A 17392-nucleotide genomic window follows, 5' to 3' on the forward strand; every position below is an offset into this window, starting at 1 on the left:
AATGTTGAATTAAATTAATTGGGAGTATGAAAAAATTAATTGTTATGTGTATGCTGGCTATTATCAGCATGAGTGCATTTGCACAGACTCAGCAAGGACAGTCGTCTTTCGGTTTTAATCTTGGATATGGCTTTAATGACAATGGTAATGCGCTGCTGGGAGTAGATTACCGTTATAATTTGACGGATGAAGTTCGTTTGGCTCCTTCCTTGACTTACTTCGTTAAGGATGATGCTTGGAGTGCATGGGCCATTGATTTGAATGCTCATTATGTGTTTAAGTTGAGTGACATGTTTGGTTTTTATCCTTTGGCTGGTCTTGACCTTTCGTTTTGGAAGGTAAGCTTGGGAAATAGCGCAAGCCTGAATAAAACTCGTTTGGGTGCCAATATAGGTTTAGGTGGTGAAGTGTATGCTACCGATCAGTTGAGTGTTGGCTTGGAATTTAAATATAATATTCTCAAGTCTTGGGAAAATGCTAGATTATCGCAGCCGATTCTGGCAGTTCGTGTCGGATATAATTTCTAAAACATTTTATTAGTTAATATAAAAGGATGTCTCTATCTTTGTGTGGAGCATCCTTTTTTTGTTTTGTGTAATTCCTAAATTTAATAATCATGAAAAAAAGTAGAAGTCTGGCAGATGGTAGTTATAAATTTATTCTGAGTCTATTTTTCCTGTTTGTTTTTTGCGGAGAGATTTTAGCGATAAAACCTGTCCCTAAAGATATGGTTTTGATATATGCCGGAGGTGCACATCGAGGTGTGTGGGATAAGGAAAAGTTTGTACCTTATGTTTCGATGAAAAATGAACAAGGGAAAAATGATTGGTTATTTGACGGTTTTCTTTTTCTGGAAATTAAGAATGGAAAAGGGAGAGGATTTGCTTCCTATTATGAAAAGGAAGGCGCCCGTAAACAGGAGTGGAAAAAATTACTAGATGATTATTTTACTTCCGGACAAATTATTTGTGCCTTGAATGATTGTATAGGGAATGTCCGTCAACAGAAATCCGGAAAGTTTGTAAAAAGAAAGATTGTTATAGGGCTACCGGAACCTATTCCAAATCAAAAGGATTGGGGAGAAGTGGACGGTAAAGCATTGGATTTTAGTTCGACGGAAGATCGTTTGGCCGCATGCCGATGGTTCATCGATTATGCCATGAAGAAATTTAAGGACGCAAAACTGAAAAACCTGGAATTGTCAGGCTTTTATTGGATTGCGGAAGAAGCGACAAATAGTCGTGAACTGGCCCATCAAGTAGGAGACTATGTGCGGATAAAGAAGATGAATTTTAACTGGATTCCTTATTTCCGTTCGGATGGTTTTCAAGAATGGAAAAAATTGGGATTCGATATAGCCTACCTTCAGCCAAATTATTTTTTTGATGAAAAAGTGCCGCAGGAACGCCTGGATATAGCTTGTAAACTAGGAAAAGAAAATGGAATGTATATGGAGATGGAATTTGATGACCGGGCTTTGGCAAAAGGCGGATTTGCCTATCGTTTGGAAGATTATATAAATGCATTCGACAAATACGGAATCTTTGCGAACCTCCCAATCGCCTATTATCAGGGGAATACGGCCTTTTACGATTTATTTTATTCAACGGAAAAAGTTGACCATGCATTATATTTGAAATTAGCAACCCGGATTGCCCAAAGGCAAAATAAGTATAAATAGAGAAATAAATATTTGTTATTTCATAAAGAAGCATACAAATGGACCAATCTATTATCCTTATAGACCTTGTCTGTTTTATCCAATCAGAGTAATTTAGTCTCTGGATTAATATACTGATATTATGAAACAATTTTATTTCATTTTGGAAGTACTTCTGTTTTGAATGTGAGTGTGCCGCTTTTCTTTTTAGGAGAAAGGGGCGTTAGATTAAAATATAAAGGCCACAGGGGTCTTATGATAAAATCAAAAGCTTATGGATAAACATATTGTTGGAGAAAATGCCGGTAAAGTCTGGCATGCTCTAAATGAAGTTGACAAAATTTCTATCCCGGAATTGGCTAGGAAATTGGATATCAGTGCTGAAAGTACTGCATTGGCAGCCGGATGGTTGGCAAGGGAAAACAAGATTTGTATACGGTATAAAGATGGCTTGGTAGAATTGTCGAATGGGGATCGCTTTTCATTTAGTTTTGGTTAACCCTATCCGAAATAAACCGTTTTTTACAATAAGACCGGATTTTTCTACAGAAATGTTTATCTCTGATTATCAGTGTTTGTGTAAATTTCCGTCTGTTAAAAAATATTACCCGTGCAAGTAATTTAAATTACCCGCATGATTCTTTCCATTTTAATGGGATAGTAATTTGAGTTACTTGCAGGGTGATTCTCAAAATAAGTACAATAAGCTAAAATAAACAAAAAGAAATACTGCTTTCAAACAGAGTGTCTAATATCTTTACACTATTGTCTAAAAATTTGACACAGTTGAAAAGAAATAAATCGTTATGTTGTTGTAAATTAATTTATTACTGTCTTTGGCACAGGATTTGATATATACTAACAAAATGATTGTAGAATACAAAATAATGAAACCATGATTAAGATTGAAGGATTGAGCAAGTATTTTCGTACGGAAGAGGTGGAAACAATTGCGTTGAATAATATCTCGATGGAAGTGAAAGACGGTGAGTTTGTCGCTATTATGGGGCCTTCCGGATGTGGTAAATCTACTTTGCTGAATATTCTCGGCTTGTTGGATAATCCGACCTCCGGTGATTATTATTTGGTGGACAAAGAGGTGGGCCATCTGAAAGAGAAAGAACGGACACAAGTGAGAAAAGGCAATATCGGTTTTGTTTTCCAAAGCTTCAACTTGATTGACGAACTGAATGTTTTCGAAAATGTGGAATTACCGCTCACTTATCTGAAAGTGAAGTCATCCGAACGTAAACAGATGGTGAATGATATTCTAAAACGTATGAATATCAGCCATCGTGCTAATCACTTTCCACAGCAACTTTCCGGAGGTCAGCAGCAACGTGTGGCAATAGCCCGTGCCGTGGTTTCGAACCCGAAAATAATCCTTGCCGATGAACCGACAGGTAATCTGGATTCCAAGAATGGAGCTGAGGTTATGCAGCTCCTGACCGAATTGAACAAGGAAGGGACTACCATTGTCATGGTAACCCACTCCAAACATGATGCAAGCTTTTCACATCGCATCGTTAATTTGTTTGATGGAAGTATTGTATCCTCTGTAAGCGAATTTATATAAGTTAATACAGCAATAGACACATTCTAATTATTAATTATTATCGGACATATCCGACTTGTGAAAGCCGGATATGTTTTAAACTTTAAAATATAATTCTTATGAATAATTTGTTGAACTTTAAATCGTTTCTTAAATTCCTGAAGGGGAATAAAGCGTATACGGCTATCGATATATTCGGATTATCTGTATCGTTGATGTTTGTGATTTTGATTGCTGTGTATACAGTACAGGAGCTTTCGACAGACAAATTTCATGAGTATGCTGACCGGATTTATGTATTAGGGAATGAAGACGCTGCTGTATCGGGAGTTCCGGTAGCTTATCGTCTTCAGGAGCGTTATCCCGAAATAGAAAAAATTTGTCCTGTGATTTCTCATAATTTTGACGGACAAATTGTACGTGTTGGTGATAAGAAGTTGAATGCTGATTTTTGTTTTGCTGATTCTTCTTTCTTTAATTTCTTCTCCTTTGAACTTCTGAGCGGAGACCGCAATGAGGTACTGAAAGCTCGCAATAGTGCCGTTATTTCCGAGACATTTGCACACAAACTGTTCGGGCTGGAAAATCCGATAGGACAGAGTATTCGTATCAGCGATTCTACTGATGTATCTGTTACGGGTATTATGAAAGATATTAAGAATTCAGTTATTCCCTATGCTGACCTTTTGATGCGAATAGAAGGAGTTGGGGAGTTTAATCCTTCGCTGAGTATGAATTCCTATAATAATGCCGGGGCAACTACAGCTTTCCTGATGGTGAAACCTGGTGCGGATTTGGTATCTAAGACTGATGATATTTACAAATATTTGAAAGAAATTTTTTGGACATACAGGATGGATGTATGGAAGCAGGTCACGCTGACACCCCTGAAAGAACTTTACTTTTCGAATATAAAAAGTAATGGAAATTCAGGAGATAAGCGTTTTGTGATGGTCTTGATGTCCGTGGGTATTCTGATACTGATTTTTGCAGTATTCAATTATATCAATCTGACAGTGGCACAAGCAGGTCAGCGGGCAAAAGAAATGGCGACCCGCCGTTTGCTGGGCTCTTCACGGAAAGAATTGTTCATGCGTTTGATGATGGAGTCGACTCTGCTGACGTTTATTTCATTTATAATCGGGTTATTGTTTGCGATAGCGGTTATTCCGTATGCGAATGATTTGCTGCAAACGCGTATTTCTTTGATGGATGTCTGTTCGCCCGGATGGATTATTTCCGGGTTTCTCCTTATCTTGTTGATAGGTATGTTGGCCGGATTTCTTCCGGCTATCTTGGTGTCTTCTTCCAAACCTATTGATGTGGTACGCGGAACGTTCCGCCGGCAAACCAAGATGGTCTTCAGTAAATGTTTTATTACTTTTCAGAATGCGATTACAATCTCTATGATTGCCGCTTCTATCGTTATGATTTTGCAGATTGATCATTTGGTACATGCCCCGCTCGGGTATAATACGACTAATATATTGGAAACTTCAAACAGTTTCCTGACTTTGAGTGAGAGAATTGCTGCTATTGACCAAGTGAAACAATTACCATTTGTGAAACGAGTCGGTTTTACCCGGGGAATGCCTTTCAGCGGCAGTAATAATTTGACTGGAACATATGAGGATAAAACTCTTAGTTTTCAGCAGTTTATTATGGACTCCGTCGTGTTTAATATATTAGGATTGGAAATTATACGTGATAATCATCTGGCAAGTCCCAGTTGGTATATATCGGAAAAGGCAATGCATGATATGGAATTGCCGGACGATGCGCCGACCTTTAAGTGGGGTACGGAAAACGTGCCGATAGCCGGCATTCTTCGAAATTTCCAACCTCGGGGAAATGTTACGACTGAGGATCAGCCCGTGATGCTTTATATCAATGAACCGAAGAATATTAATCCTTGGTCCATAATTATAGAAGTAGATGGTAATTTATTTACGGCTTATGATGAAATACGCAAAATTTATGAGAAAGTCTCCGGTGTGGGTTTTGAAGCCAAGTTTATCGACCAGCAGATACAAGAATCATTTGAAGCTCAGAAGCGTTTGGCAAAGATTGTTGTTATTTTTGCCTGTATCGCAGTTTTGATTTCGTTGTTAGGGTTATTGGCAATGTCTACTTACTTTATCCAGCAACGTGCCCAGGAGATTGCCATTCGTAAGGTGTTCGGCTCGGACAACCAGGCTATTCTGTTACGTTTAGTTCGCACTTTTTTGAATTATGTGGGTATTGCTTTTATTATAGCGACTCCCATCATTTGGTATTTGATGGAAAAATGGCTTTCCGACTACTCGTACCGGATAGATTTAAGCCCGCTAATCTTTGTAGCTGCCGGTTTATTCTGCCTGTTGACTTCTTTTGCGGCTGTGTTTGTTCAGAGTTGGCGTGCTGCGAACACTAATCCCGTAGAAAATGTGAAAGCGAATTGATAATGAAATAATATGGTAGTTGAGGCTGTTTAAATAGTAGAAAACTCCTATATTTGTAAATTCAAGTTCTTTGTTGATATACAAGATTTATAAATATATGGAAAAACAAAAACAGCCTCAGCGCTTACAGTCGTTGGATGCTCTCAGAGGATTCGACATGTTCTTTATTATGGGAGGTGCCTCCTTTTTTGTTGCTCTTGCAACATTGTTTCCAAACGCTTTTTTTCAGGCAATTGCCGGCCAGATGCATCATGTGGAGTGGAATGGTTTGACCCAGCATGATACCATTTTCCCGCTATTCTTGTTTATAGCAGGGATTTCTTTCCCTTTTTCATTAGCAAAGCAACGGTTTCAGGGTAAAACGGATGCCGGAATTTATAAAAAGATTATCCGTAGAGGATTGACTTTGGTTCTTTTCGGATTTATCTATAATGGGTTGCTGAACTTTGATTTTGAGCATCAGCGCTATGCCAGTGTATTGGGACGTATCGGATTGGCGTGGATGTTTGCGGCTTTGATATTTGTTAATACCCGTACGATTACCCGTGTATGGATTACGGCGGCTATCTTGCTCGGTTATTGGCTGCTTGTTGCGTTTGTTCCGGCACCTGACGGTAATGGGGCGGGAGTGTTCACGATGGAAGGTTCGCTGGTGGGGTATATTGACCGTATCTTGCTTCCCGGACGTTTGTATTTGAAGGTACATGACCCAGAAGGTCTGTTGGCTACTGTCCCGGCTATCGGAACTGCTTTGCTGGGTATGTTTGCGGGCGAGTTTATTCAGTTGCGGAAAAAGAATTTGACGGAGATAAAAAAGGTTGTTTATTTGTTGATTGCCGGTTGTTTTCTGGTTGCTGTCGGGTTGCTGTGGAGCCTTATTTTTCCGATAAATAAGAATTTGTGGACAAGTTCATTTGTCTGTGTTGTCGGTGGTATATCTATGCTGGCCTTTGCTTTTTTCTATTATATCGTCGATGTCAAGGGATGGCGAAGATGGACTCCGTTTTTTACAGTGATTGGAATGAATTCCATTACAATTTATCTGGCGCAACATTTTGTTAATTTCGAATATACTTCAAATGCTATTTTCGGGGGGCTGGAAAGATTAGTACCGGAGACTGTGCAGCCTCTGGTCGGCTCAATCGGTTATATTGCTGTTTGCTGGGGTTTCCTTTATTTTCTGTATCGTCAACGTATATTCTTGAAAGTGTAGATGGAACAAGTAGTTTATAAGCGTCTGGAGTCACTGGATGTTCTGCGTGGCTTCGATTTGTTTTGCCTTGTCGCATTGGAAGGTGTTTTGCATCCGTTAGGACATGCGATAGATGCCTCATGGTATTATTCTTTTTTATGGGGATTTTCACATGTTCAATGGGAGGGTTTTTCTTCCTGGGATTTGGTGATGCCTCTCTTCATGTTTATGGCGGGAGTCTCGATGCCTTTTGCTTTTTCACGCTATAAAGCAATGCCGGATAAGATGGCTGTTTATCGTCGTATCGGAAAACGTGTTTGTTTATTGTGGATATTCGGTATGATGTGTCAGGGTAACTTGTTGGGGCTTGATCCGGAACGTATTTATTTATATTCTAATACATTGCAGGCTATTGCAGTAGGATATCTGATTACGGCAATGTTGTTCCTGCATGTCCGCCAAACGGTACAGATTGTAGCTGCCGTTCTACTTCTACTTATATATTGGGCTGCTATGCAGTTTATTTCAGTGGATGGCTTTGGGGGTGGCAATTATACACCGGACGGGAATTTGGCAGAATGGATAGACCGTGTTGTATTGGGACGTTTCCGTGACGGGGCGATTGTTCAGGATGGACAAGTGGTCTTTAGTGAAAGTTATCGATATACATGGATATTGAGTAGCCTGAATTTTGGTGTAACAGTATTGACCGGGCTTTTTGCCGGGCAAATCCTGAAAAGTAATCTTGTCCAGAAACGCAAATTGCAACTTTTGTTTGGGATAGGTATTGTGATGGTATTGGTCGGTTGGTTATGGGGATTGCAATTGCCGGTTATCAAGAAAATCTGGACCAGTTCGATGGTCCTGGTCAGTAGCGGATATTGTTTTCTGCTGATGGGTTTATTTTATTATTGGATAGATTATAAGGGACATCGCAAGTATATTACTTGGCTGAAAGTCTACGGCATGAATTCCATTGTTGCTTATATGCTGGCTAATGTGATTAGCTTCAGATGTATAGGTACATCTTTGTTTCATGGTCTCGAACAATATACAGGAAATTACTATCCGGTATTGATTGCAGTGTCAAACGCATTGATTATTTATGTAATTTTGTGGTTGCTTTATAAACGTAATATATTTTTGAAAGTATAAAACTTTAAAGTTCTAAACAAAAAGAAATGGAATCGATTAAACAGATATATCGAATCGGACATGGACCGTCCAGTAGCCATACGATGGGGCCGATGCGGGCTGCTCAAATGTTTTTGGAGCGTACTCGCGGGGTCGCATGTTTTCATGTCACTCTATATGGAAGTCTTGCCGCTACAGGTAAAGGGCATATGACGGATGCCGCTATTCTGGAAGTGCTGAACCCTGTTGCAAAAACAAATATAATATGGGAACCGAAAATATTCCTACCCTTTCATCCGAATGGTATGTTGTTCGAAGCGTTTAATGAGAGTGGTGAGAAATTGGATAGTTGGACCGTTTATAGTATTGGTGGCGGAACATTGGCAAACGAAAGTTTTAGTGAATTAAAGACCGCCTTGATATATGAAATGCAAACTATCCGGGATATACAGGTGTGGTGTGAGAAAACCGGCCATTCTTATTGGGAATATGTGGAGCAGTGTGAAGGTCCTGATATTTGGGATTATCTGGCTGAAGTTTGGGAGGTGATGCAACAAGCTGTACATAGCGGTTTGGAAGCGGAAGGAATTTTGCCGGGTGGTTTGGGTATTCGCCGGAAGGCTTCTGATTACATGATACGGGCCAAAGGGTATGGCAGTAGTATCAAGAGCCGGGGCATGGTTTACGCGTATGCTTTGGCCGTTTCGGAAGAAAATGCTTGTGGGGGAAAGATTGTTACGGCCCCGACCTGTGGTTCCTGCGGTGTTATGCCGGCTGTATTATATCATCTGAAAGAGTCGCGCGATTTCCGGGATTCCCGTATTTTGCGGGCATTGGCTACGGCCGGATTATTTGGAAATGTAGTCCGGACAAATGCTTCTGTTTCAGGTGCAGAAGTGGGATGTCAGGGTGAAGTGGGGGTTGCTTGTGCGATGGCCGCCGCTGCCGCCAGCCAATTGTTTGGCGGGACACCGGCACAGATTGAGTATGCTGCCGAGATGGGGCTTGAACATCATCTTGGATTGACGTGTGATCCTGTATGCGGATTGGTACAAATCCCCTGTATCGAACGGAATGCTTTTGCTGCTGCTCGTGCTTTGGACGCGAATACCTTTTCTAACTTTTCCGACGGAAAGCATCGTGTGAGTTTCGACCAGGTGGTAGAAGTGATGCGTCAGACCGGAAACGATCTCCCCAGCCTTTACAAGGAAACATCCGAAGGGGGCTTAGCGAAGAATATGGAACATTCATAATAAAAATACCTTTGTAAATGAAACATCTTATTATTTTTACTGCATTAGTCGCTGGCTTTTTGTGTTCTTGCCAAGCGAAACAGCAAAAAGCGGCAGACGTCGCTACCAGTGGAAACCCCGTATTTGAAGGTTGGTATGCCGACCCGGAAGGAATTGTTTATGATGACACATACTGGATATTTCCTACATGGAGCGATGTATATGAGAAACAAACTTATTTTGATTGTTTTTCTTCTAAAGATTTAGTGAATTGGACAAAACATGCTTCCGTGCTTGACACTACCGCTGTAAAATGGGCAAAAAAAGCAATGTGGGCTCCTTCCGTTATCAGTAAAAACGGCAAATATTATTTCTTCTTCGGAGCGAATGATGTACATGAGGGTGAAATAGGAGGCATCGGTGTTGCCGTGAGCGACCGTCCGGAAGGTCCGTATAAGGATTTGCTGGGTAAGCCGCTTATTAACGAAATTGTAAATGGTGCACAACCTATCGACCAGTTCGTATTCCACGATGATGACGGACGTTATTATATGTATTACGGTGGTTGGGGACATTGCAATATCGTGTTATTGAACGACGACTTTACCGGGCTGGTTCCTTTTGAGGACGGAAGTTTGTATAAGGAAATTACTCCCGAGAATTATGTAGAAGGGCCTTTTATGTTTAAAAAGAACGGGAAATATTATTTCATGTGGAGTGAAGGGGGCTGGGGTGGTCCTGACTATTCAGTTGCTTACGCAATTTCCGACTCTCCGTTCGGTCCATTTAAACGTATAGCTAAAATACTTCAGCAAGATCCGGAAGTGGCAACAGGTGCCGGTCATCATTCTGTTATCCATGCTCCGGGCTCGGACGATTATTATATCGTTTATCATCGCCGTCCATTGAATGATAAAGCTCGCGACCATCGGGTGACTTGTATCGATAAAATGACCTTCGACAAGGACGGTTATATCAATCCTGTTAAAATGACTTTCGAAGGCGTTCCTGCCCAAAAAATTAAAAAATAGTCTTTTTCTCTTATAAAAGATATTAAAAGAGGAGTGTCTCTATTGCACTCCTCTTTTTTTATACTACTTTTGACACATGTGTCAGACATTTGTGTTGAAAGATATAATAACAATTAAGGATATGGATACAGAAGAAGCATTAGACATGGAAAGCCGTATTATTGAAGCGGCGAAAAAAGTCTTCGTGAAAAAAGGATACGAAGCGACAAGGATGGGGGATGTTGCTGCCAAGGTGGGTATCAGCAGGACGGCTCTACATTATTATTATCGGACGAAGGATATGTTGTTTGATGCAATATTCGGACAATTAATGGATGCTTTTCTACCCAACATCGACATTATTATGAATGAAAAGACGTCTTTTCTGGAGAAGTTGCCAAAGGTTGTGGAACAGTACGTTTCGTTGTTGCAACATCAACCTCCCCAGTTTCCGGTTTTTCTCGTGAGCGAATTTAACCGTGATCCGGAACATTTGTATAAGGCACTGATGAAAGAGCCGCAACGTATCCAGCCCATTTTACGTTTGCAAGAGCAAATGACGGAAGAAATGGAGAAAGGTTTACTCAAAAAAGTACCGCTGATTTATACGGCATCAACTTTGATAAGTTTGATTGTCTTTCCGATACTTGCCAGAAATCCATTGACAGATGTTTTTCTGGATGGTGACGAAACAAAGTTCAAAGCTTTTATAGAGGAGAGAAAGTCATTTATTTCGGATATTATGCTGAGATTGTTGACACCGGATGAATAGAATACAGGAGGATTGGAAAATAAAAAAGATGAATTTATGGATTGGGTAATAAAAAATGGAAGAAAATGGGCAATCACCCTTTGTTCTCTTTCCCTGTTATCGGGAATGGCAGAAGGGCAGGAAATCGTAACACTTACGGAGTGTTACGAATGGGCGCATGCCAATTATCCGCAGATACGACAACATCAGTTGATTGAGCAGACGGAGCAATATAATTTAGCGAATGCAGCGAAAGGCTGGTTCCCTCAATTGTCAGTAAATGCAAAAGCTTCTTATCAAAGTGCCGTAACAAAGCTTCCGTTTGATTCGGAAATGATGTCGGCTGTGTTGCCGGGAGTTAATATTCCGACTCTCAGCAAGGACCAATATCAGGTTGTAGCCGAGGTGAATCAGAATATATGGGATGGCGGGCAGATACAAGCCACCCGTTCGCTCACACGGGCACAGGCGGTAGCCGACCGTGAACAGTTGGAGAGCGACCTTTATACGTTGAATGACCGTGTCAATCAATTGTTTTTCGGTTGTCTTTTGCAAGATGAATTGCTGAAACAGAACGCCTTGTTGCAAAAAGAGCTACAAATCAATATAGAGCGAATAGTCGGTATGATGGAAAATGGCGTTGCGAACCAATCGGATCGTGAGAGCATGGAAGTGGAATTATTAAATGCCAGGCAAAAAGAAATAGAATTAAAAGCTGCTCGTACTGCCTATGGTCAGATGCTGAGTGCGTTGATAGGCAAACCGTATTCAGATAAGCTTCGTTTGCAAGAGCCGGTGGTTCGTAGCCAGGGGCTGTCGGCTGATATTGCGCGGCCGGAATTACAGGCAATGGATGCTAAAAGCAATTTATTGGAATTACAGAACAAGCAGATAACAGCAGGTTTGATGCCTCGTGTCGGAGCTTTCTTGCAGGGTGGCTATGGCCGTCCCGGACTGAATATGCTGGATGATGGTTTCAACTCTTTTTATATGGCAGGTGTCCGTTTGTCCTGGAATATGGGGAAATTATATACATTAAAAAATGACCGGAAGAAAGTGGAGACGGCTCGTCGTTCCGTTGAGGTGCAACGTGAGACATTCCTTTTTAATACTCGTCTCCAACTAATGCAGCAGAATACGGAGATTAAAAAGATAACGGATTTGATGAAAGCCGATGAGGATATCATCCGCCTCCGTACCAATATCAAGCAGGCTGCTGAGGTCAAACTTGAAAACGGCATTATTTCTGTCACCGACCTGATTCGTGAAATAAATTCTGAAGACATGGCCAAACAAACAGCTGCTACACATCGTATCCAGCAATTGCAAGCTATCTATAATTATATATATACGACAAATGAAAGATAAACGACTAATCACATCTCTTATGAAACGAACGATTTTCTATAGCATTTCTCTTTGCGCACTCCTTCCGCTTCTATCTTCCTGCGGAAGAGATAAGGACACTTTCGATGCCACAGGTGCATTCGAATCCACAGAAATAATAGTTTCTTCGGAAGTAAACGGAAAGATAATGGAACTGACCCTGGAAGAGGGCGATCACTTGAATGCCGGTACTTGGGTCGGCTATGTGGACAGTATGCAATTGTATCTGAAGAAGATGCAATTGGCAGCCGGCTTGCGTTCTGTTGATATTCGCAAACCGGATATCCGTAAACAGATTGCAGCTCTCGAACAACAAATAGCCGTGGCCCGCAGCGAACAACAGCGTATGGAAAATTTAGTCCGGGCGAAAGCCGGCAACCAGAAGCAGGTAGACGATATTGTCAATAACATCAAAGTGCTTCAAAAACAATTGGATGCACAATACTCTACACTGAATAAGACGACAGGAGGTGCTGATGCCGAAGCCGAAAGTATCCAGTATCAGATTATGCAGATAGATGACCAATTACAAAAAAGTCGTATCGTCAATCCTTCCACCGGAACTGTTTTGGTGAAGTATGCAGAACCGGGCGAAGTGACTATTGCCGGAAAACCGTTGTATAAAATAGCGGATACCGACCTGCTTTACCTTCGCGCTTATGTTACTGCCGACCAGCTGACACAGTTGAAGTTGAACCAGGCTGTACGTGTCTTCGCCGACTTTGGTGAAAAAGAACGTCGTGAATATCCCGGTACAATTACTTGGATATCCGATAAGTCGGAATTTACTCCTAAAGGCATCCAGACGAAAGACGAGCGTGCCAACTTAGTTTACGCTATCAAAATAGCAGTGAAGAACGATGGTTATCTGAAGATAGGCCAATATGGTGAAACCGTGTTTACTGCAACAGAACGCTAAGGGTTGCCAATCCATTAAATATCATTTCGGAAATGAACAAGTCAAATACGATAAATCTCTCCGGTATCCATAAAAACTATGGGAAGGTCAATGCCTTGCAGGATATTTCGCTGGATATAAAATCCGGTGAACTTTTCGGACTGATTGGGCCGGACGGTGCGGGGAAAACGACCTTGTTCCGTATCCTGACGACATTGCTGCTGCCTGATAGCGGCAAAGCGTCGGTTTGCGGATTGGACGTGGTGCGTGATTACAGGGAGATACGTCGCCGGGTGGGCTATATGCCGGGTCGTTTTTCTCTTTACCAGGACTTGACGGTGGAGGAGAACCTTACTTTCTTTGCAACCGTTTTCAATACGACGATAGAGGAGAATTATGACCTGATACGTGATATTTATATCCAGATAGAACCGTTTAAAACGCGTAAGGCCGGTAAACTTTCCGGTGGAATGAAACAGAAATTGGCTTTAAGCTGCGCCTTAATCCATCGGCCTGAGGTACTCTTCCTGGATGAACCGACAACCGGTGTGGACCCGGTTTCCCGCGTTGAATTTTGGGATATGCTGGACCGTTTGAAACAACAGGGCATTACAATATTAGTTTCTACCCCTTACATGGACGAGGCCTCCCGTTGCGACCGTATTGCACTGATGCGTACCGGTAAATGCCTGTCTGTCGATACTCCGGCCGGTATCCGTTCTACATTTTCCAGGCTTTTGTTGGCTGTTCGTTCGGCATCGATGTATCGGTTGTTGGAGGATCTTCGTGCTTTTCCCGGAACTTATTCCTGCTATGCTTTTGGGGATGCTCATCATTTGACTTTGAAAGAAGAGTCGGATGCCGGGGTTTCGTCCGTAGTCAGCGGATTGGAAACATATTTGCAGGCAAAAGGATATACGGATGTGAGTATCGAATCGATAAAGCCGACGATAGAAGATTGCTTCATGGCATTGCAACCTGAAGCATAAATCTGATACCTTGTTCATTTTAATTATTTACTATAAATATCCGATATAATCGTGAATGTAATAGAAACAGAAAATTTGACGAAACGCTTTGGCAACTTTACAGCCGTCGACCATATCAGCTTTACGGTAGGCGAGGGAGAAATATTCGGTTTCCTGGGAGCTAACGGAGCGGGCAAGACTACTGCCATGCGCATGCTCTGCGGGTTGTCGGTCCCTACTTCGGGCGAAGCGCACGTAGCCGGTTTCGATGTTTATCGGGAGACGGAGTCAATCAAAAAGCACATAGGCTATATGAGCCAGAAGTTTTCCCTTTACGGCGATTTGAAGGTTTGGGAAAATATCCGTCTGTTCGGTGGTATCTACGGTTTGTCCGGAAAACAATTGGCAGCGAAGACGGACGAATTGCTCCGGGTACTGAGTCTCGAAAGTGAACGGAATACGCTTGTCGATGCTTTACCCCTGGGGTGGAAGCAAAAACTTGCCTTTTCGGTTGCCGTCTTGCATGAGCCGCGTGTGGTTTTTCTGGATGAGCCGACAGGCGGAGTCGACCCGGTTACCCGCCGTCAGTTCTGGGAATTGATTTATCAAGCGGCGGAACGGGGAATCACGGTTTTCGTCACGACACATTATATGGATGAGGCGGAGTATTGCAACCGTGTCTCGATTATGGTAGACGGAAAGATTGAAGCACTCGATAGCCCTCAAGCCCTTAAATCTACCTTCCAGGCAAAGAATATGAACGAAGTCTTTCATGCGTTGGCGCGAAAGGCAAAAAGAGGGGAGTAACGAAGATGAAGCAATTTATATCATTTCTAAGGAAAGAATTTTACCATATCTTTCGTGATAAGCGTACGATGCTGATTTTGTTGGCAATGCCGGTTATCCTGATAGTTCTTTTCGGCTATGCGATTACGACCGAAATCAAGAGTGTCCAAGTCGCAGTCCTGGACCAAAGCCGGGATGAAGCGACTACCCGGATTATAGACCGTATAGGAGCCAGCGAATATTTCGAACTGTATAAAGTGCTGGATAGTTACGAAGAGGGTGAAGCTCTTTTCCGGCAGGGGAAGATACGCCTACTCTTAGTCTTTCCTCCCCGGTATGCTTCTTCTTCCGATGCACCCGTCCAGTTGCTTGCAGATGCTACCGACCCGAATGAGGCAACACAGATAACTTCTTATGCGACAGCCATCATCAGTCAATGGAAGATGGAAAGACAATCGGAAATGAATGCAGTAACCGCTCAGTCGCCGGGCGGCAACGGGCAGCTTTCGGCAGGTATCACCCCGGTGGTTCATCTTCTCTACAATCCGCTCATGAAGGGTGCGTACAATTTTGTACCCGGAGTGATGGGGTTGATACTGATGTTGATTTGCGCCTTGATGACCTCTGTCGGTATTGTAAAGGAGAAGGAGATAGGGACAATGGAGGTCCTGCTGGTTTCGCCCATGAAGCCGATTTATATTATTCTGGCAAAGGCTGCCCCTTATTTGTTGCTTAGTCTGGTCAATATTATCACCATTCTTGCGCTTTCCTACTTCCTGCTGGATGTACCGATAGCCGGTAGCTTGACCTTGTTGATTGCCATCTCTATTTTGTATGCGTTGGTTGCGCTCTGCCTGGGTTTGCTTATTTCGACGATTGCCAATACGCAACAAGCAGCCATGCTGGTTAGTGCGGTGGTGTTGATGCTTCCGGTGATGCTGCTGAGTGGTATGGTTTTTCCGATAGAGAATATGCCGGTAATACTGCAATGGCTTTCTAATATCGTTCCTGCCAAATGGTATATCATCGCGGTCAAAGATGTGATGATTAAAGGACTTTCGGCGGGGGCAATCTGGAAAGAGGTGAGTGTGTTGGCCTTTATGGTGGTGGTGCTGATTGTAGTTAGCGTGAAGCGGTTTAAGATAAGGTTGGAATAAGTAAGGAGGAATAGTTATGCTCAGATATTTGTTAGAAAAAGAATTTAAGCAAATCATGCGGGATCGCTTTCTGCCTCGCATTATCTTTATATTGCCGTTGTTGCAGTTGATTGTTCTGCCTTTCGCCGCGAACTTCGAGATGCGGAATATCAATTTAAGCATAGTGGACAACGACCATTCCGTCGTGTCGCGACAACTGACGGACAAAGTCCTTTCGTCCGGTTATTTCCATCTGACCGATTATTCGCCGGATTACAACCATGCTTTGTCGTCCATCGAAAGCAATGCCGCCGATATAATCCTTGAGATACCTTCCCGTTTCGAAGAAAAACTGGGACGAGACGGGCAGGCTGATGTTTTGATAGCGGCCAATGCCGTGAACGGGACGAAAGGCGGAATGGGTAGTTCTTATCTTTCTTCCATCATTCAGGACTTTAATCAGGAAAAAGGGTTTGTGGCAGGCGGCTTGCAGAGCGGCATTCGTTCCACAAATTTGTTTAATCCGCATCTGAATTATAAAAACTATATGGTGCCCGGCATCATGGCTTTTCTGCTGACCATTATCGGCGGCTTTCTTTCGGCTCTCAACATTGTGGGCGAGAAAGAGAAAGGTACAATCGAGCAGATTAACGTCACTCCTGTCCCGAAAGCTCTTTTCCTTTTGTCTAAACTGATTCCTTTCTGGATTATCGGCTTTATCCTGCTGACAATAAGTGCGATAATTGCTTGGGTAGTTTATGGCTTGACTCCGGTGGGTAATTTCGGGATTATCTATCTGTTTGCAGCCGCCTATCTGATTGCTTTTACCGGCTTCGGGCTTGCTATTTCATCTATTTCGTCCACCCAGCAGCAAGCTATGTTTACAGCTTTCTTTTTCTTTATCATCTTTATTTTGCTGGGAGGTTTGTTTACTCCCATCAGCAGTATGCCGGAATGGGCGCAACATCTGACTCAGTTTAATCCGTTGCGTTATTTTATTGAAGTCGTTCGCATGGTCTATCTGAAAGGAAGCCACTTTGCAGACTTGACCGGGCATTTCATCATTATTTGCCTCTTTGCCGTTTGCTTCAACGTGCTGGCTGTCGTGAGTTACCGGAAGAACGGGTAGCGGAGACCGGACTGATACGGACCTCCCTGTTCCCGCATGTAGCGCGGGAGTAGGGAGGTTCTTTTTTTGCACCTATAATTGGCAAAACGACGGGTACAGTTTTTCAAGACGAAA

General features: G+C 42.4%; 16 protein-coding genes. All 16 read left to right on the forward strand.

Translation table 11 applies throughout. The features are described from left to right. The first annotated feature begins 26 nt into the window (after window positions 1–26). The 16 genes from DW103_RS14320 (at window position 27) to DW103_RS14395 (ending at window position 17278) form a co-directional block, all read left to right on the forward strand. Window positions 27–527: a porin family protein gene (locus DW103_RS14320; RefSeq protein ID WP_122277308.1), complete on the forward strand. Its 501-nt coding sequence runs from the start codon at window positions 27–29 to the stop codon at window positions 525–527. Between the two features lie 89 nt (window positions 528–616). Beyond that, on the forward strand, window positions 617–1681 hold the full coding sequence (locus tag DW103_RS14325; protein ID WP_122277310.1) for a DUF4855 domain-containing protein: 1065 nt from the start codon (window positions 617–619) through the stop codon (window positions 1679–1681). Window positions 1682–1934: 253 nt separating this feature from the next. Beyond that, window positions 1935–2159, forward strand: a complete 225-nt coding sequence (locus DW103_RS14330) for a winged helix-turn-helix domain-containing protein (protein WP_122277312.1) — start codon at window positions 1935–1937, stop codon at window positions 2157–2159. Between the two features lie 396 nt (window positions 2160–2555). Further along, window positions 2556–3236: an ABC transporter ATP-binding protein gene (locus tag DW103_RS14335; protein ID WP_122277314.1), complete on the forward strand. Its 681-nt coding sequence runs from the start codon at window positions 2556–2558 to the stop codon at window positions 3234–3236. Between the two features lie 98 nt (window positions 3237–3334). After that, window positions 3335–5656, forward strand: a complete 2322-nt coding sequence (locus tag DW103_RS14340; protein WP_122277316.1) for an ABC transporter permease — start codon at window positions 3335–3337, stop codon at window positions 5654–5656. Between the two features lie 97 nt (window positions 5657–5753). Beyond that, window positions 5754–6869 carry an acyltransferase family protein gene (locus DW103_RS14345; protein ID WP_122277318.1) on the forward strand — a complete coding sequence of 372 codons (1116 nt, stop codon included), beginning with the start codon at window positions 5754–5756 and terminating at the stop codon, window positions 6867–6869. After that, window positions 6870–8003: an acyltransferase family protein gene (locus DW103_RS14350; RefSeq protein WP_122277320.1), complete on the forward strand. Its 1134-nt coding sequence runs from the start codon at window positions 6870–6872 to the stop codon at window positions 8001–8003. A 26-nt stretch (window positions 8004–8029) separates the two neighbouring features. Beyond that, window positions 8030–9235, forward strand: coding sequence for an L-serine ammonia-lyase (locus tag DW103_RS14355; RefSeq protein WP_122277322.1), 1206 nt, complete (start codon window positions 8030–8032; stop codon window positions 9233–9235). A gap of 17 nt (window positions 9236–9252) precedes the next feature. Then, window positions 9253–10245, forward strand: coding sequence for a glycoside hydrolase family 43 protein (locus tag DW103_RS14360; protein ID WP_122277324.1), 993 nt, complete (start codon window positions 9253–9255; stop codon window positions 10243–10245). 121 nt (window positions 10246–10366) lie between these two features. Then, complete coding sequence (locus DW103_RS14365) at window positions 10367–10996, forward strand: TetR/AcrR family transcriptional regulator (protein ID WP_122277338.1); 630 nt, start codon at window positions 10367–10369, stop codon at window positions 10994–10996. Between the two features lie 105 nt (window positions 10997–11101). Continuing rightward, window positions 11102–12343 (forward strand): TolC family protein, encoded by a 1242-nt coding sequence (locus DW103_RS14370; protein ID WP_233545702.1) that lies wholly within the window; start codon window positions 11102–11104, stop codon window positions 12341–12343. 19 nt (window positions 12344–12362) lie between these two features. Next, a complete protein-coding gene (locus DW103_RS14375) occupies window positions 12363–13280 on the forward strand; it encodes an HlyD family secretion protein (RefSeq protein ID WP_122277342.1) in 918 nt (305 codons plus the stop codon). A 32-nt stretch (window positions 13281–13312) separates the two neighbouring features. Next, window positions 13313–14248, forward strand: a complete 936-nt coding sequence (locus DW103_RS14380; RefSeq protein ID WP_122277326.1) for an ABC transporter ATP-binding protein — start codon at window positions 13313–13315, stop codon at window positions 14246–14248. A 51-nt stretch (window positions 14249–14299) separates the two neighbouring features. Beyond that, entirely contained in the window at window positions 14300–15034 is a 735-nt protein-coding gene (locus DW103_RS14385) for an ABC transporter ATP-binding protein (RefSeq protein ID WP_122277328.1), read from the forward strand. A gap of 5 nt (window positions 15035–15039) precedes the next feature. After that, window positions 15040–16170, forward strand: a complete 1131-nt coding sequence (locus DW103_RS14390; protein ID WP_122277330.1) for an ABC transporter permease — start codon at window positions 15040–15042, stop codon at window positions 16168–16170. A gap of 16 nt (window positions 16171–16186) precedes the next feature. Next, window positions 16187–17278 (forward strand): ABC transporter permease, encoded by a 1092-nt coding sequence (locus DW103_RS14395; protein WP_122277332.1) that lies wholly within the window; start codon window positions 16187–16189, stop codon window positions 17276–17278. Window positions 17279–17392 lie beyond the last annotated feature (114 nt).

Source organism: Parabacteroides sp. AM08-6 (genome assembly GCF_003473295.1).
Taxonomy (GTDB): domain Bacteria; phylum Bacteroidota; class Bacteroidia; order Bacteroidales; family Tannerellaceae; genus Parabacteroides.

What these genes read in the sequence shown, in the direction of transcription:
- DW103_RS14320 (WP_122277308.1), top strand. Translation starts at nt 27, where the DNA reads ATGAAAAAATTAATTGTTATGTGTATGCTGGCTATTATCAGCATGAGT.
- DW103_RS14325 (WP_122277310.1), top strand. Translation starts at nt 617, where the DNA reads ATGAAAAAAAGTAGAAGTCTGGCAGATGGTAGTTATAAATTTATTCTG.
- DW103_RS14330 (WP_122277312.1), top strand. Translation starts at nt 1,935, where the DNA reads ATGGATAAACATATTGTTGGAGAAAATGCCGGTAAAGTCTGGCATGCT.
- DW103_RS14335 (WP_122277314.1), top strand. Translation starts at nt 2,556, where the DNA reads ATGATTAAGATTGAAGGATTGAGCAAGTATTTTCGTACGGAAGAGGTG.
- DW103_RS14340 (WP_122277316.1), top strand. Translation starts at nt 3,335, where the DNA reads ATGAATAATTTGTTGAACTTTAAATCGTTTCTTAAATTCCTGAAGGGG.
- DW103_RS14345 (WP_122277318.1), top strand. Translation starts at nt 5,754, where the DNA reads ATGGAAAAACAAAAACAGCCTCAGCGCTTACAGTCGTTGGATGCTCTC.
- DW103_RS14350 (WP_122277320.1), top strand. Translation starts at nt 6,870, where the DNA reads ATGGAACAAGTAGTTTATAAGCGTCTGGAGTCACTGGATGTTCTGCGT.
- DW103_RS14355 (WP_122277322.1), top strand. Translation starts at nt 8,030, where the DNA reads ATGGAATCGATTAAACAGATATATCGAATCGGACATGGACCGTCCAGT.
- DW103_RS14360 (WP_122277324.1), top strand. Translation starts at nt 9,253, where the DNA reads ATGAAACATCTTATTATTTTTACTGCATTAGTCGCTGGCTTTTTGTGT.
- DW103_RS14365 (WP_122277338.1), top strand. Translation starts at nt 10,367, where the DNA reads ATGGATACAGAAGAAGCATTAGACATGGAAAGCCGTATTATTGAAGCG.
- DW103_RS14370 (WP_233545702.1), top strand. Translation starts at nt 11,102, where the DNA reads ATGGCAGAAGGGCAGGAAATCGTAACACTTACGGAGTGTTACGAATGG.
- DW103_RS14375 (WP_122277342.1), top strand. Translation starts at nt 12,363, where the DNA reads ATGAAACGAACGATTTTCTATAGCATTTCTCTTTGCGCACTCCTTCCG.
- DW103_RS14380 (WP_122277326.1), top strand. Translation starts at nt 13,313, where the DNA reads ATGAACAAGTCAAATACGATAAATCTCTCCGGTATCCATAAAAACTAT.
- DW103_RS14390 (WP_122277330.1), top strand. Translation starts at nt 15,040, where the DNA reads ATGAAGCAATTTATATCATTTCTAAGGAAAGAATTTTACCATATCTTT.
- DW103_RS14395 (WP_122277332.1), top strand. Translation starts at nt 16,187, where the DNA reads ATGCTCAGATATTTGTTAGAAAAAGAATTTAAGCAAATCATGCGGGAT.